Source organism: Pseudoalteromonas sp. SCSIO_11900, assembly GCF_000576475.1.
In the GTDB taxonomy this organism is placed as follows: domain Bacteria; phylum Pseudomonadota; class Gammaproteobacteria; order Enterobacterales; family Alteromonadaceae; genus Pseudoalteromonas; species Pseudoalteromonas tetraodonis.
The window spans coordinates 1,878,191-1,900,803 of record NZ_KK070023.1; the positions used below are offsets into that span (position 1 = coordinate 1,878,191).

19 protein-coding genes are annotated in these 22,613 nt (G+C 41.4%); 12 read left to right on the forward strand and 7 right to left on the reverse strand.

Features of this window, described 5'->3' with window-relative positions; genetic code table 11:
• Positions 1–3: 3 nt before the first annotated feature.
• The 5 genes from BG00_RS08750 to BG00_RS08770 all read left to right on the forward strand — a co-directional run bounded on the left by BG00_RS08750 (position 4) and on the right by BG00_RS08770 (position 3,391).
• A complete protein-coding gene (locus tag BG00_RS08750) occupies positions 4–522 on the forward strand; it encodes an OmpH/Skp family outer membrane protein (RefSeq protein ID WP_036981939.1) in 519 nt (172 codons plus the stop codon).
• 7 nt (positions 523–529) lie between these two features.
• Positions 530–1,552 carry a UDP-3-O-(3-hydroxymyristoyl)glucosamine N-acyltransferase gene (lpxD, locus tag BG00_RS08755; RefSeq protein ID WP_036981941.1) on the forward strand — a complete coding sequence of 341 codons (1,023 nt, stop codon included), beginning with the start codon at positions 530–532 and terminating at the stop codon, positions 1,550–1,552.
• A gap of 27 nt (positions 1,553–1,579) precedes the next feature.
• Positions 1,580–2,032, forward strand: coding sequence for a 3-hydroxyacyl-ACP dehydratase FabZ (gene fabZ / locus BG00_RS08760; RefSeq protein ID WP_036981943.1), 453 nt, complete (start codon positions 1,580–1,582; stop codon positions 2,030–2,032).
• A 2-nt stretch (positions 2,033–2,034) separates the two neighbouring features.
• Positions 2,035–2,805 carry an acyl-ACP--UDP-N-acetylglucosamine O-acyltransferase gene (gene lpxA / locus BG00_RS08765; protein WP_013465422.1) on the forward strand — a complete coding sequence of 257 codons (771 nt, stop codon included), beginning with the start codon at positions 2,035–2,037 and terminating at the stop codon, positions 2,803–2,805.
• A gap of 178 nt (positions 2,806–2,983) precedes the next feature.
• Positions 2,984–3,391 (forward strand): septal ring lytic transglycosylase RlpA family protein, encoded by a 408-nt coding sequence (locus BG00_RS08770; protein WP_036981945.1) that lies wholly within the window; start codon positions 2,984–2,986, stop codon positions 3,389–3,391.
• On the opposite strand, the gene cydC is transcribed toward BG00_RS08770, so the two are convergent.
• Genes cydC through BG00_RS08795 form a run of 5 tightly spaced genes read right to left on the reverse strand, consistent with a single transcriptional unit; the run spans position 3,388 to position 9,778 of the window.
• Entirely contained in the window at positions 3,388–5,124 is a 1,737-nt protein-coding gene (cydC, locus tag BG00_RS08775) for a thiol reductant ABC exporter subunit CydC (protein WP_036981947.1), read from the reverse strand. The two genes, BG00_RS08770 and cydC, sit on opposite strands and share 4 nt — an antisense overlap.
• Positions 5,117–6,892, reverse strand: coding sequence for a thiol reductant ABC exporter subunit CydD (gene cydD, locus BG00_RS08780; protein WP_036981949.1), 1,776 nt, complete (start codon positions 6,890–6,892; stop codon positions 5,117–5,119). The genes cydC and cydD overlap by 8 nt, the downstream gene beginning before the upstream one ends.
• The gene (gene cydX / locus BG00_RS08785; RefSeq protein ID WP_036981951.1) at positions 6,882–7,046 is read right to left on the reverse strand and encodes a cytochrome bd-I oxidase subunit CydX; all 165 of its coding nucleotides are present in this window, start codon (positions 7,044–7,046) and stop codon (positions 6,882–6,884) included. Before cydX ends, cydD begins: the two co-directional genes overlap by 11 nt.
• Positions 7,047–7,058: 12 nt before the next feature.
• Entirely contained in the window at positions 7,059–8,198 is a 1,140-nt protein-coding gene (gene cydB / locus BG00_RS08790; protein WP_036981952.1) for a cytochrome d ubiquinol oxidase subunit II, read from the reverse strand.
• The gene (locus BG00_RS08795; protein ID WP_036981954.1) at positions 8,195–9,778 is read right to left on the reverse strand and encodes a cytochrome ubiquinol oxidase subunit I; all 1,584 of its coding nucleotides are present in this window, start codon (positions 9,776–9,778) and stop codon (positions 8,195–8,197) included. The genes cydB and BG00_RS08795 overlap by 4 nt, the downstream gene beginning before the upstream one ends.
• Before the next feature lie 292 nt (positions 9,779–10,070).
• Here BG00_RS08795 and lpxB point away from each other — a divergent pair, with 292 nt between their 5' ends.
• The 6 genes from lpxB (at position 10,071) to BG00_RS08825 (ending at position 18,058) form a co-directional block, all read left to right on the forward strand.
• Positions 10,071–11,228 carry a lipid-A-disaccharide synthase gene (gene lpxB, locus BG00_RS08800; protein WP_036981956.1) on the forward strand — a complete coding sequence of 386 codons (1,158 nt, stop codon included), beginning with the start codon at positions 10,071–10,073 and terminating at the stop codon, positions 11,226–11,228.
• Positions 11,218–11,820, forward strand: coding sequence for a ribonuclease HII (gene rnhB / locus BG00_RS08805; protein ID WP_036981958.1), 603 nt, complete (start codon positions 11,218–11,220; stop codon positions 11,818–11,820). The genes lpxB and rnhB overlap by 11 nt, the downstream gene beginning before the upstream one ends.
• A 3-nt stretch (positions 11,821–11,823) precedes the next feature.
• The gene (gene dnaE / locus BG00_RS08810) at positions 11,824–15,315 is read left to right on the forward strand and encodes a DNA polymerase III subunit alpha (RefSeq protein ID WP_036981959.1); all 3,492 of its coding nucleotides are present in this window, start codon (positions 11,824–11,826) and stop codon (positions 15,313–15,315) included.
• 16 nt (positions 15,316–15,331) lie between these two features.
• On the forward strand, positions 15,332–16,288 hold the full coding sequence (accA, locus tag BG00_RS08815; RefSeq protein WP_036981960.1) for an acetyl-CoA carboxylase carboxyl transferase subunit alpha: 957 nt from the start codon (positions 15,332–15,334) through the stop codon (positions 16,286–16,288).
• Positions 16,289–16,409: 121 nt separating this feature from the next.
• Positions 16,410–17,720 (forward strand): tRNA lysidine(34) synthetase TilS, encoded by a 1,311-nt coding sequence (gene tilS, locus BG00_RS08820; protein ID WP_036981961.1) that lies wholly within the window; start codon positions 16,410–16,412, stop codon positions 17,718–17,720.
• A complete protein-coding gene (locus BG00_RS08825) occupies positions 17,717–18,058 on the forward strand; it encodes a hypothetical protein (protein ID WP_036981962.1) in 342 nt (113 codons plus the stop codon). Before tilS ends, BG00_RS08825 begins: the two co-directional genes overlap by 4 nt.
• 57 nt (positions 18,059–18,115) lie before the next feature.
• Here BG00_RS08825 and BG00_RS08830 read toward each other — a convergent pair whose 3' ends face one another.
• Positions 18,116–19,012, reverse strand: coding sequence for a GGDEF domain-containing protein (locus BG00_RS08830; RefSeq protein ID WP_036981963.1), 897 nt, complete (start codon positions 19,010–19,012; stop codon positions 18,116–18,118).
• 127 nt (positions 19,013–19,139) lie between these two features.
• Here BG00_RS08830 and BG00_RS08835 point away from each other — a divergent pair, with 127 nt between their 5' ends.
• Positions 19,140–21,113, forward strand: a complete 1,974-nt coding sequence (locus tag BG00_RS08835; RefSeq protein WP_036981965.1) for a monovalent cation:proton antiporter family protein — start codon at positions 19,140–19,142, stop codon at positions 21,111–21,113.
• A 17-nt stretch (positions 21,114–21,130) separates the two neighbouring features.
• Here BG00_RS08835 and BG00_RS08840 read toward each other — a convergent pair whose 3' ends face one another.
• Entirely contained in the window at positions 21,131–22,276 is a 1,146-nt protein-coding gene (locus tag BG00_RS08840) for a patatin-like phospholipase family protein (RefSeq protein ID WP_036981966.1), read from the reverse strand.
• Between the last annotated feature and the right edge of the window lie 337 nt (positions 22,277–22,613).

A 22,613-nucleotide genomic window follows, 5' to 3' on the forward strand; every position in this document is an offset into this window, starting at 1 on the left:
TTTGTGAAAAAATTATTCAAATCAACAGCAGTTGCCGTTTTAGCTACACTTATGATGGGTACATCAGTTAATGCTTTTGCTCATAAAGTGGGTATTGTAGATATGCAAGAAATCTACAAGCAGCTTCCACAAATGGCTAAAATTGAACAGTCTTTACAAACTGAATTTGCTGAGCGTCGTCAAGAGCTTGAAAAGTTACAAGGCGATATTCGCTTTGAAGCTGAAAAGTTTAAGCGTGAAAGCACCACAATGAGTCAAGATCAAAAAGACGCATTACGTGATAAAATTCAAGGTATGCAAAAAAACCTTGCTGAAAAGGGTCGTCCGTTAGAGCAAGAAATTAAAGCACGTCAAAATCAAGAGTTGGCTAAAGTTCAGACTTTAATCATTGAAACTATCCAAGAGATTGCTAAAAAAGGTGACTTTGACGAAGTTAAAGTAAAAGACACAACAATTTACTTTAACCCTAAAGAAGTAACTGATCTTTCTGATAAAGTTGTAGACGCTGTAAGTAAGAAATAATTAATCTATGCAAAATTATACGCTTTCGCAAATTGCGGAACTTCTAGGCGCTGAGCTTCAAGGTGATGGCGCTTTAGAAATAAAAAAAATAGCGACACTTGCAAATGCCCAGACTGGGCATATTGCATTTTTAGCGAACAAGAAATATCGCTCTCAGCTTGAAACAACACAAGCCAGTGCTGTGATACTGGGCCCTGAGGATGCGCCTTATTTTTCAGGCAACAAAATCATCGTCGCCAATCCGTATGTGAATTACGCTAAACTCGCTCAGTTAATGGATACCACGCCACGTAGTGCCATTAGTGGTATACACCCAAGTGCGGTTATACATGCCAGTGCGCAAGTCAGTAAAAGCGCATCCATAGGCGCGAATGTTGTAATTGAAGCTGACGCTGTGATTGGCGATAACGTACAAATTGGTCCGAACAGTTTTATTGGTGAACGTGTTAAAATAGGCTCAGGCACCAAACTATGGTCAAGTGTGAGCGTTTATCATGATGTTGAGATTGGCGCAGACTGTTTATTTCAAGCGAATACTGTTATTGGCAGCGACGGTTTTGGTTATGCGAATGAACGTGGTCAATGGCTTAAAATTCCACAACTAGGCTCAGTGATCATTGGCGATAAAGTCGAAATTGGTGCAAGCACCACCATAGATCGTGGTGCACTCGATGACACTATTATTCACAGTAACGTTATTATTGATAATCAGTGTCAAATAGCACACAACGTTGAAGTTCAGTCAGGCACTGCAATTGCCGGTTGTACTGTACTTGCAGGCAGTGTCAGCATAGGTAAAAATTGCCAGATTGGCGGCATGACCGCAATTAACGGTCACATGTCTGTATGTGATGGTGTTATAATTACTGGTATGAGTATGGTGACTAAATCAATCACCGAACCGGGTATTTACTCATCCGGTATGCCTCATACGACTAACAAAGAATGGCGAAAATCAATTGCTCATTTGCGTAACCTTTCAGACATGAAGTCACGTCTAAAAGCGCTTGAAGCATTGAATAAGTCATGAACGTTGAACACTAATAAGGATGCTATTTTGGCAAACGAATTAAATAGCCTTGATATTCAAGAAATTTTAAGTTTATTACCGCACCGTTACCCGATGCTTCTGATTGATCGCGTTATAGATTTCACCCCTGGTGAATCGTTACATGCAATTAAAAACGTATCGATTAATGAACCCATTTTCACCGGCCATTTCCCAAACCAGCCGATTTTTCCTGGTGTGCTAATATTAGAGTCAATGGCACAAGCAACGGGTCTATTAGGGTTTAAAACGGTTGAAAATCGTAATGAAAACGAACTTTACCTATTTGCAGCCGTAGACAATGCTCGTTTCAAGCAGCCGGTTGTGCCAGGTGATACCATGCATCTTCATGTTAAGTTTTTGAAAGAGCGTCGTAACATATGGAAATTTGCGGCTGAAGCTAAAGTTGACGGCAAAACAGTGTGTAGCGCCGAAATCATGTGTGCTAGAAGAGAGTTTTAATTGTGATCCATGCTACGGCAATAATCGAACCGGGTGCAAAACTTGGTAACAATGTGTCAGTTGGACCATACAGTTACATCGGTAATGATGTTGTTATTGGTGATGACTGTATTATTGAGTCTCACGTTGTTGTTAAAGGGCCTGCTACTATTGGCTCTGGTAACCATATTTTTCAGTTTGCTTCTGTGGGCGAAGCCTGCCAAGACAAAAAATATAACAACGAGCCAACCAGCTTAATTATTGGCGACAATAATGTTATTCGTGAATGTGCGACTATTCATCGCGGTACAATCCAAGATGAAGGTGTTACCAAAATAGGTAGCAATAACTTATTTATGGCTTACACTCACGTTGCACATGATGCGGTGATTGGCGATAACGTTATTTTTGCAAATAATGCCAGTGTAGCGGGTCACGTTCATGTTGGTGATTGGGTTATTTTAGCGGGTAACTCAGGTGTGCATCAATTTTGTAAAATTGGTGCTCATGCATTTGTTGGTATGTATTCTGGTGTAAATAAAGACGTACCTCCTTTTGTTACCACCATTGGGATGCCAGCAGGCCCTGCAGCAATCAACACCGAAGGTATGAAACGCCGTGGTTTTGAAAGTGATGAGATAATGGCAGTACGCCGCGCTTATAAAGCGTTTTATCGCAAGAGCCTAGGCGTTGATGAAGCGATAGAATCGCTTTCAGAAGACGCTGAAAAATACCCAGCTGTTCAACTTATGATTGATTTTGTTAAAAGCTCAGAGCGCGGTATCGTGCGTTAATAAAGAGCATTTTAATTTATAAAAAAACCACCTTTGAGTAATCAAGGTGGTTTTTTATTAGCTGATATTTGATTAATAACTCAGCCATGAAGTGCATGTTGCTGTGTTTATTAAATTCAGTCTCTACTCAGGCTTACCTTATTAAACTCCCTACATATTTTCCTATAAAGTATTAATAATGAAACGGATAAAGTTAGTATTTATTTCAGTATTATTAGTGATTTTGACCGCCTGTAGTACTGCGCCAAGTAATATAAATAATCAACAACGCGATGTTGCAGAGCAAGGTAAAGCATCATTTTATGCTGATAAATACCACGGCCGAACTACTGCCAGTGGCGAGCGATTTAGCCAACAAGCAGCAAGTGCTGCGCACCTAAGACTCCCATTTGGTACAAAAGTGAAAGTTACCAATATTGCTAATAATAAGTCTGTAGTGGTCAGAATTAATGACAGGGGGCCTTATATTCGGGGGCGAATTATTGATTTATCTAAGGCGATGTTTAAAAAAATAGCCGACCCTAAAGTCGGCGTTATTGATGTAACGGTCACCGTTATTGATAAAAGTAATACTGCTAAGGACTAAAAGCGGGTCGTTAACGCCACATAGTCAGGGTGTTCATTGAGCAATTGTTGATGTGAACCTTGAGCGATGATTTTCCCACTGTCTAACCAGATGACACTATCCATTTGCGATAACAACGCTGGATCGTGTGTGATTGTTAGTACACTGGCACACTCTTTTAGCTGTAAAATACTGTTCATAACGGCTTGTTTAGAAATATTATCGAGCCCTTCAGTGGGTTCATCGAGCACTACAATGGCGGGTTGTTGCAGCAGCGCTTGTGCTAAGGCAATGCGTCTTGACTGGCCTTGAGATACATTTCGCCCGCCGGTACCTAAACGAGTATTTAAACCTTCTTTTAGCGCGCTAAACCAGTTACCCAGCTCGGCTTGATTTAACGCCACTGTCATTTGTTGCGCTGTTGCATCAGGTGCCGCATAGGCAAGATTATCGCTTAATGTACCATCAAAAATATGATGCTGCTGGGCTAAAATATTTAATGTTTTTGCACGGCTTTCATTATTTAAATTTTGCAGGTTTATTGTTTCTTTTTCGTTTTGTAAGCTAATTGCACCTTGTTGCAGAGGCCATAAACCGCTTAGTAAATTCACTAAGGTTGTTTTACCACTGCCGCTTCGTCCAACAATCGCCACTTTATGCTTTGCAGGTAGCTCAAAGCTCACATTATTTAATGCCTGCTTTTGGCCATAGTGGTAGCTAATTTTATCTAGCGAAAGTGTCCATTTTTTATTTTTTGAATCAATAACTTGTGGCGGAACCTCGTTTTTCTTCAGTACTTTATCTTCAAGGGTAAATAGTCGCTCAGCTGATTTTAATACATTAGGTAGTTCAATAAACGCGTTGGGTAGTAACAATACGCTTTCAAAACTGGCCAGTACAAACAAACTCAACATCGCCAATTCAACATTTACCATCTCGGCGCTAAATACCAGCGGCACAATAGTGACAATGCTGGCGAGCATAGCCAGTTGCACTATGAGTAAGCTCAAACCATCAGCATTGCTAAGAGCCTTATGACGAATAAATAATTGCTGATTATACTGCTTACTTAACTGATCACACTTAGTGAGTTGTTGGTTTCGAGCTTGGTAAATATTTAGTTCTCTAAGACCCGTTAAGGTATCAGCTAGCTCAGCTCTTAATTGGGCGCTGAGTAATGTTTCTTGGTGGCTGTTTTTATCTAATTGTCTGCTCAATATAACGGGTATAACCACCCCAATAACAACGATGCCCGTAAAACAAATTAAGGCTACACTTGGGCTGTAAGCAGACATAAACAGCATAATAATAGGCACAGTGAGTAAGGCTACTAACATCGGTAGCAACACATTTAAATAAAATTTATCTAGTGCGTCTACATCATTTTGTAAGCGGTTAACTAAATCGGCACTGCGGCTCATAGCCAAATCAAGGTTATTAAGTTTACTGAGTGTGGCGAACATATTTACTCGTATTTCACTTAACAATAAAAATGTGGCGTTGTGAGTAACTAAGCGTTCAGCGTAACGTGAGGCGGTGCGCACAATTGCCAAAAAACGAATGGTGCCAGCTGGGGTAAAGTAGTTCATATGGACGCCTGCAAGTCCTGCGGCAGCCATAGAAGCTAAAAACCAGCCGGAAATAGCGAGTAAGCCTGCATTAGCTAGCACCGTGAGTGACGCTAGAAACGTCCCTAAAAGCATCGCTTTATAATGAGGGCGGCACAATTTAAGTAAACGAATAAAGTTAGTCATTAGTCGCTCCATGTTGCGCTGTTTGCAGCAGCTTTGCAAATTCGCCAGCTTGCTGGCTGAGCGTTATAAAGTCGCCTTGCTGAGCGATGGCACCGTTTTCCATAACGATAAGTTGTTTAGCATTTTTTACTGTATTTAAGCGGTGCGCTATGGTGATCACTAAGTGTTCTTTTGCATACTCAGCAATAGCGTTTTGAATGAGCTGTTCAGTTTGACTGTCTAAATGAGCGGTTGGCTCATCAAGCATTAAAATAGGGGCGTTTTTTAAAAATGCACGAGCTAAAGCAATACGCTGCTTTTGCCCTCCAGAGAGCCCTTCGCCTTGTTCACCTATTAAGGTGTTAAACCCATCAGGTAAGTCGTTAATAAATTCCAGCGCACCAGCTTGCTGCGCCGCCTGTTCAAGTGCTGCATTTGAAACGCCTGGATTACCTAGCTTTATATTAGCGCCAATGGTGTCGTAAAATAAGGTTGGCTTTTGTGGGATCCAGGCAATGTTTTGTTGTAATTGGCTTATATCGGCTGTCGTCAATGGTTGTTGGTCAATGGATATGTGTTGTATTACTTCTGGGTGAAAACCAAGCATGCAATCAAGTAGGGTGCTCTTACCTGAGCCGCTAGCTCCCACAATGGCTACTAGTCCTGTGATTGGCAGGGTTAAATTAATATTATTAATTCCCTCATTGCTATTAGGGTAACTAAAATTGAGATCATGGACGCTGATAGTGCTGTTACCCTCCATGTTTATATGAGCTGTGTGGTTATTATTTTTTGATGGCAGTGGTGCATTTAAAATGATTAGCATATCTGCAGCAGCACTAATTCCTTGTAAGCGCGCATGATAATGGCTGCCTAATTGGCGAAGCGGTAAGTAAAATTCAGGCGCTAGCAGCAATACTACAAAGCCGGTTGCAAAGTCGAGCGTGCCAAAAAATAATCTAAAACCAATAATAACCGCTACCAGTGCCACACTAATTGTGGCTAAAAACTCCAGTGCAAAAGAAGATAAAAAAGCAATTTTTAACACGCTTAGCGTTGCATGCCTAAAATCATCTGAAATTTGGGCTATTTGCTTTAGCTCTTTGCGCGTAGCATTAAACAGTTTTAGTTGGGTAAGCCCTTGTACGCGATCAAAAAAGTAATTACCGAGTACAGCTAATTGTTGCCAGCGCTGTTGATTAAGTGCCTCGGCCTTATGGCCAACCAAAATCATAAAAAATGGGATAAGCGGGGCGGTTAATAAAAATATTAAGCCTGCCTTGTAATCGGTAGGGAATATAACCACTAATATGGCCATTGGAATAAGCGCGCTATAGGCAACACCAGGTAAATATTTAGCGTAGTAATCGTGAAGTGCTTCAACGCCATTGTGCAGCGTGTTGAGTGTAGCACCTTGACCGTGTTGTTCAATATAACTAGGGCCAAGTTGAGTCAATTTGGTTAATAAGGTTTGGCGCATAGCCGACTTTATTTTAAGTGCCGCATAAGCACTGAGCCTTTCACTAATAGCTAAAAATAGAGCTCTGAGTAAAATAATTCCCGCGAGAGGCCAAAGTAAGTGATTTACTTGCTCAAGGCTTGCGCCTGCAAACATGACGTTGTGAATAGCCTGTGCCAGTAAATACGCACTAGCAATCATTAAAATAGCGTTAAATGTGCCCAGTGCAATACTTAACTTTAACCATGCACCCGCAGGCTTACTTTGCTTTTTTAAAAAAGCGCGCAGAGATTGCTGCTGCGCGCGATTTGGTCGGGGGTTAGTCGTCATCTTTTGTTTTGTTAGCTTCGTTTAGTAAATCGTGCATAGGTTGTTCATCATCAGCAATACTGTTCTTATTTTGATGAAACTCGTACCACATTACATTGATAACCCCTAAGGTACAGGCTAAAAGTACCCCTAAAATCCAAGCGAAATACCACATAATTTAGTCTCCTTAGTAGCTACCGTGTGTGTTATTTTCAATTTCTTCGACTGTTACTCTGCGCCACATTTTTACGTAACACCACGTGGTGTAGGCCAGGATTAACGGAATAAATATAACAACAGCAACAAACATAATATTGAGTGTTTTGTGACTCGATACAGCATCCCAAATAGTTAAGCTAATATCAGGGTTATTAACCGATGGCATAATAAATGGGAATAGCGACACACCTGCCGTCATAATAACGCCAATTAACATAAAGCTGGTTGAAATAAGCCCAAGTGCTGGCTTGTTAAGCTTTGAGAAAAGCAGGGCACTTAATGCCATAGCAAAACCTAAAATAGGGAAGGTTATTGTCCATGGGCGTTCACTGTAGTTGTTAAGCCATGCGCCTTTTGCTGTGCTTACTACTTTTGCCAGCGGATCTGCGTGGCTTTGCGTATCAGGCATCGATACAATTTGGTAGCCATTAATGTTTGCCACCCAAAAGCCAGCTGCTGCAAACAAAACAATAAATACCACTAAGGCATAGCGGCCATATTGCGCTGAGCGCTGTGCAACCGCATCTGCTGTGCGCAATTGCAACCACATACCTGCATGGGCAATTAACATGGCTACACTGATTAAACCCGCTAGCAAACCAAATGGGTTAAGTAAGCCAAAAAATGAGCCTTGGTAGCTTACACGTAGTAGATTATCAATGTTAAACGGTACACCTAAAAATAAGTTACCAAAGGCTACACCAAATACTAAAGCGGGAATGGCGCTGCCTGCAAATAGGCCCCAATCCCAGTTATTACGCCAGCGTTTAGAGTCTATTTTTGAGCGGTAGTCAAAACCTAACGGTCTAAAAAATAATGCAAATAAGACCAGCATCATAGCAAAGTAAAAACCAGAAAACGCTGCCGCATAAACCATAGGCCACGCTGCAAACAAGGCACCGCCTGCAGTAATAAACCATACTTGGTTACCATCCCAGTGGGCACCAATGGTATTAATAACGGTACGCCGTTCACTGTCTGTTTTGCCCACAATACGCAGTAACATGGCAACGCCCATATCCATGCCATCGGTAATTGCAAAGCCTATAAGCAGTACGCCAATGAGCAACCACCACAGCATTTTTAATGTTTCATAATCAAAAATCATAATTGCTCTCCTGCGTCTTTATCTGCTTTGTTTGGTAATTCAAAGTGATACTTACCTGTATGTAATGAGCTTGGGCCTTGTTTAATAAAGCGCAGCATTAACCATCCCTCTACAATAGCAAGGCCGGTGTAAAAAATAATAAATCCAGTTAAGCTAATTAAAATATCGTTTACCGTCAGTGACGAAGTCGCTAAAAAGGTTGGTAATATTTCAGATATTGCCCAAGGTTGGCGGCCGTATTCGGCAACGATCCAGCCAAACTCTATTGCAATCCAAGGGAGTGGGATACTCAAAACCGCAGCCCACAGCAACCAGCGTTTTTGCTCAATAATGCGGTGTGCGTTGTAATAAAATGCCAGTACAAACACGGCGAGCATGACTACGCCACAGGCAACCATTATTCTAAATGACCAAAACATAGGGCCCACTCTAGGGAAGGAGTCTTTAACCGCCATTTGAATTTGTTCCTCTGTGGCATCTACCACATTGGGGGTATAGCGTTTGAGCAATAAGCCATAACCTAAATCATCTTTGAGGGAGTCAAATTTAGCTAGGTTTTCTTCGCTGTCTTCGCCATTTCTAAGTTTTTCGAGATATTCGTACGCTATCATGCCATTACGAATACGCTTCTCGTGTTTTTTCTCTAAATCAGAAATACCAACTACTTGCTCATCTAGAGAGCGAGTAGCAATAATCCCCAATGCGTAGGGTATTTTCACTGCTGCATGGGTAACTTGCTCATCTGAATCAGGAAAACCAAACGCAGTAAACGCTGCAGGTGCTTCTTCGGTGTGCCACTCAGCTTCTATGGTGGCTAGTTTTACCTTTTGAACCTCGCCCACTTCATAGCCTGATTCGTCACCTAATAAAATAACACACAGTATTGACGCTAAACCAAAGCCGGATGCCACCGAAAACGAGCGTTTTGCAAAGGCTAAATCACGGCCTTTTAATATGTACCAACTACTAATACCCAGTACAAACATAGAAGCGGCAACATAACCTGCCGATACAGTATGAATAAACTTAACTTGTGCTACAGGGTTAAATACAAGCTCAGCAAAGCTAGTCATTTCCATGCGCATAGTTTGATAGTTAAATTCTGCTCCCACAGGGTTTTGCATCCAGCCGTTAGCAATTAATATCCATAGCGCCGACAAATTAGTACCCAGCGCCATTAAAAAGGTAGCACCTAAATGTTGGCGTTTAGTTAACCTGTCCCAGCCCAAAAAGAACATACCCACAAAAGTTGACTCTAAAAAGAACGCCATTAAACCTTCAATAGCCAGCGGCGCGCCAAATATATCGCCTACATAATGTGAGTAATATGACCAGTTAGTACCAAACTCAAATTCCATGGTGAGGCCCGTCGCCACGCCAATAGCAAAGTTAATACCAAATAACTTGCCCCAAAACTTAGTCATATCACGATAAATTTCGCGACCGGTCATAACATAAACCGATTCCATGATAACTAAAATCCAGGTCATACCGATTGTTAACGGCACAAATAAAAAATGAAATAGAGCGGTGACAGCAAACTGTAATCGCGATAGATCCACAAAGGTTTCATCTATCATTTTTGGCTCCTTTGGTTGTGATGCAGTGACAGCACAAAGCAATTGTTAATGTTTTAATAAGCTTTCAGTAATTTCTGAAAGTTTGCATTATTATTGGCGTTTGTACAATTTTTGTCAATATGTATATTAGAAAACTTTAATATACCATGACATTACATCAGTCTATAAAATACGCAATCATCAATTAAGAGTAAGTTAGAAAAAAGTGGTGTGTTTTAAGCGTTTAACCTAGCCTTAAAACACGGTAAACTAATCGGTATTAACGCCGGGTTTACTTGTGAAAAAATAGCAAATGAAAAAAGATAAAAAACAACTACGAATTGGTATTGTGGCAGGTGAACTGTCGGGCGATATTTTAGGTGAAGGGCTCATAAAAGCGCTTAAAATACACTTTCCTAATGCAATCTTTGAAGGTATTGCAGGCCCTAAAATGCAAGCTCAAGGCTGCAGAACATTGTTTGATATGGATGAGTTGTCGGTTATGGGCTTGGTTGAAGTCCTTGGCCGTTTACCGCGCTTGCTAAAAATCCGCAAACAGTTAGTACAGCACTTTATTGAAAACCCTCCTGATGTTTTTATAGGCATTGATGCGCCGGATTTTAATTTACGTGTAGAAAAACCGTTAAAAGACGCTGGCATCAAAACCGTGCAATACGTAAGCCCTTCAGTGTGGGCGTGGCGTGAAAAACGCATTCACACTATAAGTGCAGCCACTAACTTAGTATTGGCTTTATTGCCTTTTGAAAAAGAATTTTACGACAAACACCAAGTACCGTGTACTTTTGTAGGTCATACATTAGCTGACGACATTGCACTTAAGCACGACGATAGCAAAGCCCGTAGCCAACTAGGCTTAAGTGCTGATGACAAGGTGTTAGCGCTATTACCTGGGAGCCGGGGCTCAGAAGTGGGCTTGTTAAGTGAAACCTACATAAAAACAGCGGCGCAGTTACAAGCGCAGAACCCAGCGCTTAAAGTCGTTGTGCCACTGGTGAACGAAAAGCGTAAAGCGCAATTTATTGCTATTTTAAATGCCACAGCGCCCTCTCTTAATGTTAACTTACTAGATGGCCAATCAAATTTAGCCATGCAAGCCGCCGATGCTATATTGCTTGCATCAGGTACAGCAACGCTTGAGGGCATGTTATATAAAAAGCCAATGGTAGTTGGTTATAAAATTAAACCCATGAGTTATTGGATTTTTAAAACCTTCTTTACCTTTAATATTAAATATTTTTCGCTACCCAATTTATTGGCAGACGAAGAGTTAGTACCAGAGTTTTTACAAAGAGAGTGTAATGTCGCTAACTTAACAGCAGCACTTACCCCTATGCTCAATAGCGATAATAAAGAATTAAAAGCACGCTTTTTAGCTATACATGAAAAAATTAGATTAAATGCCAGTAAACAAGCAGCCAAGGCTGTGGCGGAGTTAATAGATGCAAATTGAACGACCTAATGTAACCTTAATAGCCGGTGTGGATGAAGTTGGTCGTGGACCGCTGGTGGGTGATGTGGTTACTGCCGCTGTTATTTTAAATCCCGCTAAGCCAATCGCAGGCCTTGCAGATTCTAAAAAATTAACGGATAAAAAACGCCAATTATTAGCCATCGAAATAAAAGAAAAAGCACTGTGTTACGCCATTGGTCGTTGTAGCCCCAGTGAAATAGATGAGCTAAATATATTACAAGCCACCATGCTTGCCATGAGCCGCGCGGTGGAAGCACTTAACACAGTGCCTGAATTTGTGTTTGTAGATGGCAACCGTTTACCTAAATTAGCAATGCCGGCACAAGCCATTGTTAAAGGCGACAGCTTAGTAGAAGAAATTTCAGCAGCCTCTATTTTAGCAAAAGTGGCTCGCGATGACGAAATGCTTGAGCTTGATGCGCGCTACCCACAATATGGGTTTGCAGGGCATAAAGGCTACCCAACTAAGGCCCATTTTGCAGCACTTGAGCAATACGGCGCAATTGATGAGCACCGTAAAAGCTTTAAGCCGGTACAGCGTGTGCTGATGCAAGCAAAGGGCGAGGCATAAATAATGGCTGCACCAGAGTTTGTACATTTACGCGTTCACTCAGACTTTTCGATGGTCGATGGCTTAGCTAAAACCAAGCCTATTGTCGCTAAAGCACAAGAGCTTGAAATGCCCGCGCTGGCTATTACCGATCAAATGAACTTTTGTGGTCTGGTGCGTTTTTATGGCGCAGCGCACAATGCGGGTATTAAGCCGATTGTTGGTGCGGATTTTTGGGTACGTAGCCCAGAATTCCCCGACGAACCAAGCCGATTAACATTGTTAGCCAAAGATAACATTGGCTATAAAAATATTACTTTATTGATCTCTAAAGCCTATCAACGTGGCCATGTTTTTCATCGCCCTGTCATTGACCGTGAGTGGTTAGTTGATTTAAAAGAGGGGCTTATCATACTCTCGGGCGCCAAAGATGGCGATTTAGGAAAAGCCTTAATAAAAGGTAACCCCGTTATTGTTGAGTCGGTGGTCAGTTTTTATAAGCAGCACTTTAGCGATCATTTTTATATTGAGCTTATTCGTACCAACCGTGCCCAAGAAGAAAACTATTTGCACATGGCGGTGGAGCTTGCAACAAATGAGCAATTGCCAGTAGTGGCCACCAATGAAGTGGTATTTTTAAAACCTGAAAACTTTGAAGCTCATGAAATACGCGTGGCGATTTTTGACGGTTACACATTGGATGATAAACGCCGACCAAAGCGTTTTTCACAAGAGCAATACCTAAAAACGCCAGAACAAATGGCAGAGCTATTTAGTGATATTCCAGAAGCGCTACAAAATACCGTAGAAATTGCAAAGCGCTGTAATGTAACAGTGCAATTAGGTGAGTATTTCCTACCAGATTACCCGACGGGCTCACTAAAAATTGATGAGTTTTTGGTTAAGGTTTCACAAGACGGCCTTGAAGAGCGACTACAGTTTTTATTCCCTGATGAACAAGAGCGACAAGAAAAACGGCGCGAATACGACGATCGCTTAAAAGTAGAGCTAGATGTAATTAACCAAATGGGTTTCCCTGGCTACTTCTTAATCGTAATGGAGTTTATTCAGTGGAGTAAAGATAACAATATTCCAGTAGGGCCAGGACGTGGTTCGGGTGCGGGTTCATTAGTGGCGTACGCGCTTAAAATTACAGACCTAGATCCGCTGGAATTTGACTTACTCTTTGAGAGATTTCTAAACCCAGAACGTGTATCAATGCCCGATTTCGATGTCGACTTTTGCATGGATAGGCGTGATGAAGTAATTGATCATGTATCGGCCTTGTATGGACGTGACGCGGTATCGCAAATTATTACCTTTGGTACTATGGCAGCAAAAGCGGTAATACGCGATGTAGGCCGTGTACTTGGTCATCCGTATGGGTTTGTCGATCGTATTTCTAAGCTTATTCCGGGCGATCCTGGAATGACCTTAGCCAAAGCGTTTGAAGTTGAACCCCGTTTGCAAGAAGCCTACGACGGCGATGAAGAAGTTAAAGACTTAATCGACATGTGTCGTATTCTTGAGGGTTGTACCCGTAATGCCGGTAAACATGCCGGAGGGGTTGTAATATCGCCGACCACAATTACCGATTTTGCGGCGCTCTATTGCGATGACGAAGGTAAGTTTCCGGTTACCCAGTTTGACAAAAACGACGTAGAAACTGCAGGGCTGGTAAAGTTTGACTTTTTAGGCTTACGTACCTTAACCATTTTGCAGTGGGCAGTGGATATGACCAATGAGCGCATGAAGCGCGAAGGCAAAGCGCCCATTGATATCAACACCATTCCACTTGATGATAAAAAAAGTATAGAGCTATTGCTGCGCGCTGAAACCACCGCGGTATTCCAGCTCGAATCGCGCGGCATGAAAGACCTCGTACGCCGATTAAAGCCCGATTGCTTTGAAGATATGATTGCACTTGTAGCCTTGTTTCGCCCAGGCCCGCTGCAATCAGGCATGGTTGATAACTTTATCGACCGTAAACTTGGCCGAGAAGAAATTTCATACCCCGATGCGCAATACCAACACGAAAGCTTAAAGCCAATTCTTGAGCCGACTTATGGCATTATTTTGTATCAAGAACAAGTAATGCAAATAGCGCAGGTACTCGCCGGTTATACACTGGGCGGCGCCGACATGTTACGTCGTGCTATGGGTAAGAAAAAGCCTGAAGAAATGGCAAAGCAGCGCTCAACCTTTGAAGAAGGCGCACGTAACAACGGTATTGACGGCGAACTGGCAATTAAAATATTCGACTTGGTTGAAAAGTTTGCGGGTTACGGGTTTAACAAATCGCACTCAGCAGCTTATGCATTAGTATCGTATCAAACACTGTGGATGAAAACGCATTATCCTGCAGAGTTTATGGCGGCGGTAATGTCGGCCGATATGGATAACACCGACAAAATAGTGATCTTGGTGGATGAATGTGAAAACATGAAGCTCACCTTATTACCGCCAGATGTAAACGCCGGTGAGTTTAAGTTTACAGTAAACCTAAAAGGTGAAATTGTTTACGGCATCGGTGCAATTAAAGGCGTTGGTGAAGCGCCGGTAGAGGCTATTTTAGAGGCGCGCGAAAAAGGCGGCCCTTTTAAAGATTTATTTGATTTTTGTGCCCGTGTCGATTTAAAACGCTTAAATAAACGCGTGACCGAAAAATTAATTTACGCCGGTGCACTTGACCAACTAGGGCCAGATAAAACCCAAGCAGGGCGTGCAACGTTATTAGCAAGTTTAAAAGATGCCATGCGTGCAGCCGATCAGCACAATAAAGCTGAGCAACTTGGGCAAAGCGATTTATTTGGCTTACTTGCCACCGAACCTGATGAAGTTGAGCAAGCGTTTATAAAAGCCACACCGCTTACCGATAACCAATGGCTTGATGGCGAAAAAGACACACTAGGCCTTTATTTAACTGGGCATCCAATAAATCAATATCGACGCGAGCTGAGACATTACACCAGTGGTAAGCTGGTGGATTTACAGCCAACCAATCGTGATGTACTCTCTACGGCTGCGGGCTTAGTTATTTCAGCGCGAACCTTAATAAATAAAAAGGGAAATCGTTGGGGCTTAATAACTTTAGATGACAAGAGCGCCCGAATTGATGTACGCTTGTTTCCAGAACAGTTCGAAATGTACCAAGAAATGCTTCAAGTAAACAATATCTTGGTAATATCTGGACAGGTCAGCTTTGATAACTTCTCCGGTGGCATTACAATGACCGCCAGAGAAATAAACACCATTGCTCAGGCGCGTGAAAAACGTATAAAAGCGATTAAGATGACGCTGAATATGGTGCAGATCGAGGCTGGTTTCTTCGATAAATTACAAAAAGTACTCGAACCATACAAAATGGGAACGTGTCCGATCAAGGTATATTATCAACGCCCCGATGCGTTGGTGCAATTAACCCTAGGGATCGAATGGTGTGTTACGCCAAGTGACGACTTAATTCATAAGTTATCGCTGATGGCAGCGCAAAATGTAGAACTAGAATTTAACTAATTAGGTAGTTTAGAGCATGAGCCTCAATTATCTTGATTTTGAGCTTCCAATTGCAGAATTAGAAGCAAAAATTGAAGAATTACAAAATGTAAGCCGCGCTGGCGAATTAGACCTTGGATTAGAAGAGGAGGTCAGCAAACTTAAAGAAAAGAGCGCACAAATGAAGGAGAAAATTTTCTCTGAACTAGGCGCTTGGCAAGTATCACAGCTAGCACGTCATCCGTTGCGTCCTTATACTCGAGATTATATCGAGCGTATTTTTACGGAATTTGACGAATTTGCGGGTGATCGCACGTTTGCTAACGACCCTGCCATTTTAGGCGGCGTAGCCCGTTTAGATGGTGAGCCTGTTATGGTGATCGGTCAGCAAAAAGGCCGTGGTACTGCTGAAAAAATTAAACGTAATTTTGGCATGCCAAAACCAGAAGGTTACCGTAAAGCATTGCGCTTAATGGAAATGGCTGAGCGTTTTAAAATGCCAATCATGACCTTTATCGACACCCCAGGTGCATACCCAGGTGTTGGCGCTGAAGAACGTGGTCAGTCAGAAGCAATTGCACGTAACCTAAAAGTAATGGCCGCACTAAAAGTACCTACAATTTGTACTGTTATTGGTGAAGGTGGTTCAGGTGGTGCATTAGCGATTGGTGTTGGCGACAGAGTAAACATGCTGCAATACAGCACTTACTCAGTTATTTCACCAGAGGGTTGTGCCTCTATTTTATGGAAAAGTGCTGACAAAGCACCATTGGCTGCAGAGGCAATGGGTGTAACAGCAGAGCGTGTTAAAGAGCTAGATTTAATTAATAATTTAGTTGAAGAGCCCCTAGGCGGCGCGCACCGTAATTACGATGGCATGGCACGTAACTTAAAAGTACGCCTTAAGCGAGATTTAGCAGACCTACAAGCGTTATCGCTTGAAGAGATGCTTGATCAACGTTACAAGCGTTTAATGTCGTTTGGTTATTGTTAAAAGTAGCTAAATGTAGCTAAATAGAGAAAAAGCCGCCTATGCGGCTTTTTTTGTTTTAATATACCGTAACGTAGAGCCTTTTTTATTCGGGTTATTAGCAATTCATTCATTGGTTATAATAATGCACACATCACAAATTTATCTGCAGGTAAAAAAAGCCCTTAATCACTACTTAGAAAATGGGCAATTCACATTTACAGTAGCCTTATCTGGTGGCGTAGATTCGGTAGTGTTGTTGCAGATAATGCATGGGTTAAAAGAGCAGTGGCCACAATTAAATTTAAGTGCAATTTATGTAAATCATGGCTTAAGTGATAACGCCCATCACTGGCAGCAATTTTGCCAAGCACGTTGTGAGCAACTTTCAATTGATTTTAAAGCGGCACACGTCATTATTAAGCAGCAATCGCGCACCAGTATTGAAGCGCAAGCTCGCGAAGCGCGTTATCAAGCGCTAGATGAATACAGCCCAAGTGATAGTATTATTTTGTTAGGCCAGCATTTAAACGACCAAGTAGAGACATTTTTACTTCGTTTAAAGCGCGGCTCAGGCTTAAAAGGGCTCGGCGCTATGCAGCAAACTCGTGTGCTTGAAAGTGGCCGTGAGTGCTATAGGCCATTATTGGCGGTAAAACGCAGCGAGATAGAAGCGTTTGCCCAGCAATTTAATATTAGCCATATTACCGATGAATCCAACGCCAATGAGCGCTTTGATCGTAATTTTTTGCGCCAGCAAATAGTGCCTAAGTTGGCAGAGCGTTTTACTAGGTTTGAGCAGTGTACAGCACGCAGTATTGAGTTATTGCAGCAGCAACAAACACTGCTTGATGAATATACCCAGCAAGATCTCGCACAGTGTCTTAACCAACATCAGGCGCTTAATATACAAAATATGGCTCATTACAGCGCTATTCGCATTGCGAATCTTCTGCGCGCATGGCTGGCTCTATTTACCCATACCATGCCTTCGCAAAAACAGTTAATGCAAATAATGAGTCAGGCGATTCATGCCAAAGCTGATGCGCAAATGGTTATTGAGCTAAGCGGTGGGCAAATACGCCGCCACCAAGGTTATCTGTATTTTGTGCAACCGAGGCCTTTAGCCGTTAATATTGAACGGGTAACAAGTCACGAACTAGTGCTTAATGACGGAAAAATACTACAATGTTTGCAAGGGATGGGTGTACGCGCCCCCAAATCGGATGAACAAGTTAGTGTTCGTTTTAACTGTAATAGCGCGCGTATTAAACCACTAAAAAAGCCAGGCAGTAATACGCTTAAGCATTGGTTTAAAGATGCAAAGGTAGCGCCTTGGCTACGTGCTGATATTCCATTAATTTTTTACAACGATGAGCTAGTACAAGTGGTTGGTTATTTTATTAGTGATAACCATAAAGATGATACTGGTGTTATTTGGGAGTATAAATCATGAGTCAGCAGCCTCATGTTGGGCTGTCGCTTATCAATAAGGCACCCATTGGCATATTAATTACGCTATTGATTGCGGTTTTATCGAATGTATTTTTAACCCTTAATATTACTACCCTTGGCTACGCTGTATTGGGTGGTATGGTATGTGCCGCCATTTTACTTGCCTATTGGTTAGGTAAAGGGGGCGTGTTTTTCATTCTAGGGGTGAGTACGCCTTTACTGTTAGTGCTTTTTACACCGCTTACGACAATTGCTGCATTACTTAATTTACTCAGTGGTTTCTTTTTTGGCTTTTTCGCCATGTTACTAATTTACAAATACTTTATATTAAAAAAGTAGTATAAAAAAAACCAGCGGGGGAGGCTAGGCTTTTCAATCAGTAGGCTCTTTTATAGCTTAATAAGCTTTTGCGCAGTTTCGCCCAGATGCTTTTGCTTTATACAAGCCCTTGTCCGCACGAGAAAATATCTCGTTTTGGCAATCACCACTGTTAGTTAAGGTAAAACCAATACTGGTTGTTACATTGTACTTAGACATAATCGGTGAGTTTCGTACTAAATGCAAAATACGTTCAGCGATCACTTTATTGGTGGTGAAAGCCGGGTCTTCGATTAATATTGAAAACTCATCGCCACCAAAGCGAAATACCGAATCAGTCCCTCTAATACTGCTCGATAAAACTGTAGCAAATTCTATTAAAACGTCATCGCCAATTTTATGACCATAGTTATCATTCACTTGTTTAAAATTATCTAAATCAAGCAGCATTAAACTAAATGGATAGCCGTTACGTCTATGATTTTCAAGCTTTTGTTGTAACATGTCATTAAATTGACTACGGTTGTTTAATCCGGTTAATGAATCTTTTGTGGCTAACCTTAATACACGGTTATACATAAGCGCATTACGCAATGGATAAATTAGTACACTATGAAAGTGTTGTAGCTTTTTCTCAATAGCCGCACTAAGCGGATACTTTGTATAATAAGTTAATGTGCCTAAGTACTCATTTTCAACTTTTAAATCAAACGAGTACGCTGGATTTTCAACATCACTATTGGGTGTTTTTACATCAATACTTGTTGCTTTAAAATGCACACCAGAAAAATTAAGCAGCTGTTTTGCAAAGTTTGCAAACGTACCTAAAATATCTTCTAAAACTAAGCTAGTTTGTAGTTTAGCCGCCAGCTCATGCAGTGATGTCGGTGTATTGCTATTATATTGCTCTGCTGAGAACGGCAAAAATTCGCCGCGACCAGAGATACGTTGTGTCAAAATATGAACGTTTTCCACTATTTATTCCCCCTATAGTATTACTTTTTATAACTAAGCAGGTTATATGCCATATTTACATTTTTGCTGAAACTTATACGGTTGCTATAGTTAAGTCACATTCCATTGATTGCTTATAAGGATTGCATTGCAAAATATTAATGCTCAGGTTTTTGGACTTTTAGTTGCTGCGGTTCTATTTGTATGGCTATTTAAGCGAATAGGGCTTCCCCCTGTGTTGGCTTATTTGGCAGTGGGTTTATTAGCGGGTGGTCATGGTGTTGGCTGGATAACACAAAGCCATGAGATGGACTTTATTGCAGAGCTAGGTATTGTATTTTTGCTGTTTAGTTTAGGTTTGGAGTTTTCTGTATCGCGCCTAATGGCAATGCGTAATATTGTATTTGGTTTAGGGTCGTTGCAAGTATTTGTTAGTAATATTTTGCTGATTGTGATTCTGCATTTATTAAATTTTAATTTATTAACCAGTTTTACCATTGGCATTATTATTACGCTCTCCTCTACTGCGGTGGTTGCTAAATTATTAAAAGAGAGTGGGGATTTAAATAAACGCCGAGGGCAATTAGCAATCGGTGTTTTACTATTTCAAGACATTGCGGCTGTGCCATTACTCATTATTTTGCCTTTATTTGCCAGCAGTGATTCCAATAGTATTGGTTGGGCATTACTGTTAGCGTTGACTAAAGGCGCGTTTGTGTGTGTATTGCTATGGACTATTGGCAAGTGGGTTTTGCCCAAGGTGTTTAAAGAAGTGGCACTAGCACGGAGCGATGAGCTGTTTGTATTAACCACGTTATTGGTGTCTTTGTTTGCAGGGTTACTCACATACTCTTTTGGTTTATCGATGGCATTAGGGGCATTCTTAGCCGGTATGATGCTTGGTGAAAGCCATTACCGTCACCAGCTAGAAGCGGATATTCGCCCGTTTCGTGATATTTTAATGGGGTTATTTTTTGTCACCGTAGGTATGCAGCTAGATATCAGCTTTGTTGTTAATCATGCGAGTATTATTGTTGTTGCCTTACTGGGCATTCTAGTCTTAAAAATCGCCGTAGTGATGTTATCTTCTTTATTTATGGGAGAGCGAAAACAAGATGCATTAGCGTGCGCTATAATGCTGTGGCAAATGGGCGAGTTTGGCTTTGTGTTAATTGCACTCGCAGCACAGCATGACTTACTGAGTGCGGAGCAAGTATCATTTTTAATTGCCATGGGTGTAATTTCTATGGCACTCACCCCGTATTTAATCGATAAAACTCCCTTTATTTTAAAGCGACTGGGTATGTTAGAACGCGCTAAGTTTGCCTATGAAGATGAGCCACAAAGCAGTACGCTTTATAATAATCATGTAGTTATATGTGGATTTTCTCGGGTAGGGCAAACTATCGCTCGCTTTTTATCGCCAGAGGCTATTGATTATGTGGCCATTGAAAGCGACCCCATATTAGTGCAAGAAGGAAAAGCGGCGGGTGAACCGTTATTGTTTGGTCACGTTGAGCAAAAAGATATTTTAAAGTGCGCAGGAGTAGAGCGAGCACGCTTAGTGATTATTACTTTCACGGAATTTCAACAAACTCAAATAGTGATTGATGCCATAAAGCAGGTTGCTCCTAGGGTAAAAATACTCATAAGAACCCGTGACGACAGCCAATTAGAGCGTTTAAAAGATTTAGGCGTCACTGAGGTTGTGCCTGAGGCGCTTGAAGCAAGTTTAATGCTGGTCTCACATGTGTTGTCTATGTCGGGTGTACCAATGAGCCGAATAATTCGCCGTGTTAGTAGCGAAAGACGTAACCGCTATAAGCTATTACAAAGTTTTTTTGCAGGCGAAAACATTGACAGCGATACCAACTTGTTAGAGCGTTTAGAGTATTTACATGTAATAGCCTTACCAGATAAAGCATTTGCGGTAAACAAGGCTATAAGCGAGCTCAATTTAGCAAAAAGAAAAGTGCTAATTAAGGCGCTTCGCCGCGAGGGCGAAGAAATAGACACACCACCAGAACACACAATATTGTATGCTAATGATATTTTAGTGTTGCAAGGCAAACCGAGGCGAGTAGAACGTGTTGAGCATTATTTACTTGATGGTATAGAGTAGCCCATCAAGCAATAAACTTACTCTAGCTCTAAGAACTTTCTGATCTCAGGTAATTTTGCCATACCATCGTCGTATCCGATTTGAATTAAATGCTGGGTGTAGCGTTTTTCAAATAACAAATAGCTGGTCAAACTCGACTGAGAGCGCTTTTTTACCCCGATTATACGTAATAAAACTTTTATCGCCCAAGGCATATCATCGTAATACTGCGCTGCAATGGCATTGAAGTTTTGCGATGGATTAATAATAAAGCTATCTATTTGTTTCAACTCTTGATGCTTATGCTTATTGGGCAATAAACCGAGTGTGCGGTTTATTCTGTCCAAGCGCTCTAGATCAGATTGCATAGTGTCGGTAAATACACTGTCGAGTAAATGCCCTGCCACGGCCGAAAGTCCCGGGAAATGTGCAGAGTATCCAGGAGGATGTGGCTCTTTGGGTTGATCAACCCCAATAATAAATATTTTATTTGCCCCTAAGTGAATAGACGGGCTTAAAGGTGAAAGCTGATGTATAGAGCCATCACCAAAATAGTGGTTATAAATATTCACACTTGGAAACACCATAGGAATGGCACTTGAGGCCATTAGGTGTTCAACATTGATACGAGTAGCACGACCTTCGCGTTTGGCTCGTTGCCAAGAATGTTGCGTATTTGACTGAAAAAAAGCAACAGAATCGCCAGTAGTATAACTGGATGCAGTAATAGACAGCGCCTCTAAATAGTCACGGTGTAAATTACGCTCAATACGATGTAAATCCAGTATATCGTTTAACAGTTTTCTAAGTGGTCGGTTATTTAACAAGCTTGCTGGTGGATGGTTTATATGTTCTGACTGGAAACTGGTTAAAATATTACGGGTAATATGACCAAACACACTTAAAAAGTCGCTTTTATATACCATCGAAGTTGAAAAGTTTTTCCATACTGTTTCTAGTTTTCTTACCGCTAAATGCATGCATGAGGCGTAACATGCTAAGGCCGCAGAATTAATTGCACCGGCAGAGGTGCCATTTATCACTCTAAAGGGGAGCGGGGCGGTTCTGGGCATACTTTGCGCTAACGCTTTCAAAACACCCACTTGATAAGCCGCTCGGGCACCACCACCTGTTAGTAATAAGGCAATTTTAGGTTTACTAGGATCGACTTGCTTAATTTTCATGTTAGGTATTTAAACTGTTCGCTGTCTATACTTTATTTATTCACTTTAAGTCTTTAAGCTAGAAGAATCAAAGGATATGTTAGAGTCTATTTATCTTTCGAGGTTGAATTTTTATCAGTGTGTTTGTATTTTTAGGCAAGGAAGAGCCTATGTATTGTGGTTACTTCCCATAAATAGGCGATAACGAAGCTTAAAAACCAAACATCCTCTGCTAAGGGGGGGTGAACAAATTTTAATCAGAAAGGTCAACAGACCCTACTTATTAATGAATATTAGTGTAAGTTAGGAATTAAATCTGTTTAGAGTACTCTAAACGGTATCGCATTTTTATATTTAT

What these genes read in the sequence shown, in the direction of transcription:
- lpxD (WP_036981941.1), top strand. Translation starts at nt 530, where the DNA reads ATGCAAAATTATACGCTTTCGCAAATTGCGGAACTTCTAGGCGCTGAG.
- BG00_RS08770 (WP_036981945.1), top strand. Translation starts at nt 2,984, where the DNA reads ATGAAACGGATAAAGTTAGTATTTATTTCAGTATTATTAGTGATTTTG.
- cydC (WP_036981947.1), bottom strand. Translation starts at nt 5,124, where the DNA reads ATGACTAACTTTATTCGTTTACTTAAATTGTGCCGCCCTCATTATAAA.
- cydD (WP_036981949.1), bottom strand. Translation starts at nt 6,892, where the DNA reads ATGACGACTAACCCCCGACCAAATCGCGCGCAGCAGCAATCTCTGCGC.
- cydX (WP_036981951.1), bottom strand. Translation starts at nt 7,046, where the DNA reads ATGTGGTATTTCGCTTGGATTTTAGGGGTACTTTTAGCCTGTACCTTA.
- cydB (WP_036981952.1), bottom strand. Translation starts at nt 8,198, where the DNA reads ATGATTTTTGATTATGAAACATTAAAAATGCTGTGGTGGTTGCTCATT.
- BG00_RS08795 (WP_036981954.1), bottom strand. Translation starts at nt 9,778, where the DNA reads ATGATAGATGAAACCTTTGTGGATCTATCGCGATTACAGTTTGCTGTC.
- lpxB (WP_036981956.1), top strand. Translation starts at nt 10,071, where the DNA reads ATGAAAAAAGATAAAAAACAACTACGAATTGGTATTGTGGCAGGTGAA.
- rnhB (WP_036981958.1), top strand. Translation starts at nt 11,218, where the DNA reads ATGCAAATTGAACGACCTAATGTAACCTTAATAGCCGGTGTGGATGAA.
- dnaE (WP_036981959.1), top strand. Translation starts at nt 11,824, where the DNA reads ATGGCTGCACCAGAGTTTGTACATTTACGCGTTCACTCAGACTTTTCG.
- accA (WP_036981960.1), top strand. Translation starts at nt 15,332, where the DNA reads ATGAGCCTCAATTATCTTGATTTTGAGCTTCCAATTGCAGAATTAGAA.
- tilS (WP_036981961.1), top strand. Translation starts at nt 16,410, where the DNA reads ATGCACACATCACAAATTTATCTGCAGGTAAAAAAAGCCCTTAATCAC.
- BG00_RS08825 (WP_036981962.1), top strand. Translation starts at nt 17,717, where the DNA reads ATGAGTCAGCAGCCTCATGTTGGGCTGTCGCTTATCAATAAGGCACCC.
- BG00_RS08840 (WP_036981966.1), bottom strand. Translation starts at nt 22,276, where the DNA reads ATGAAAATTAAGCAAGTCGATCCTAGTAAACCTAAAATTGCCTTATTA.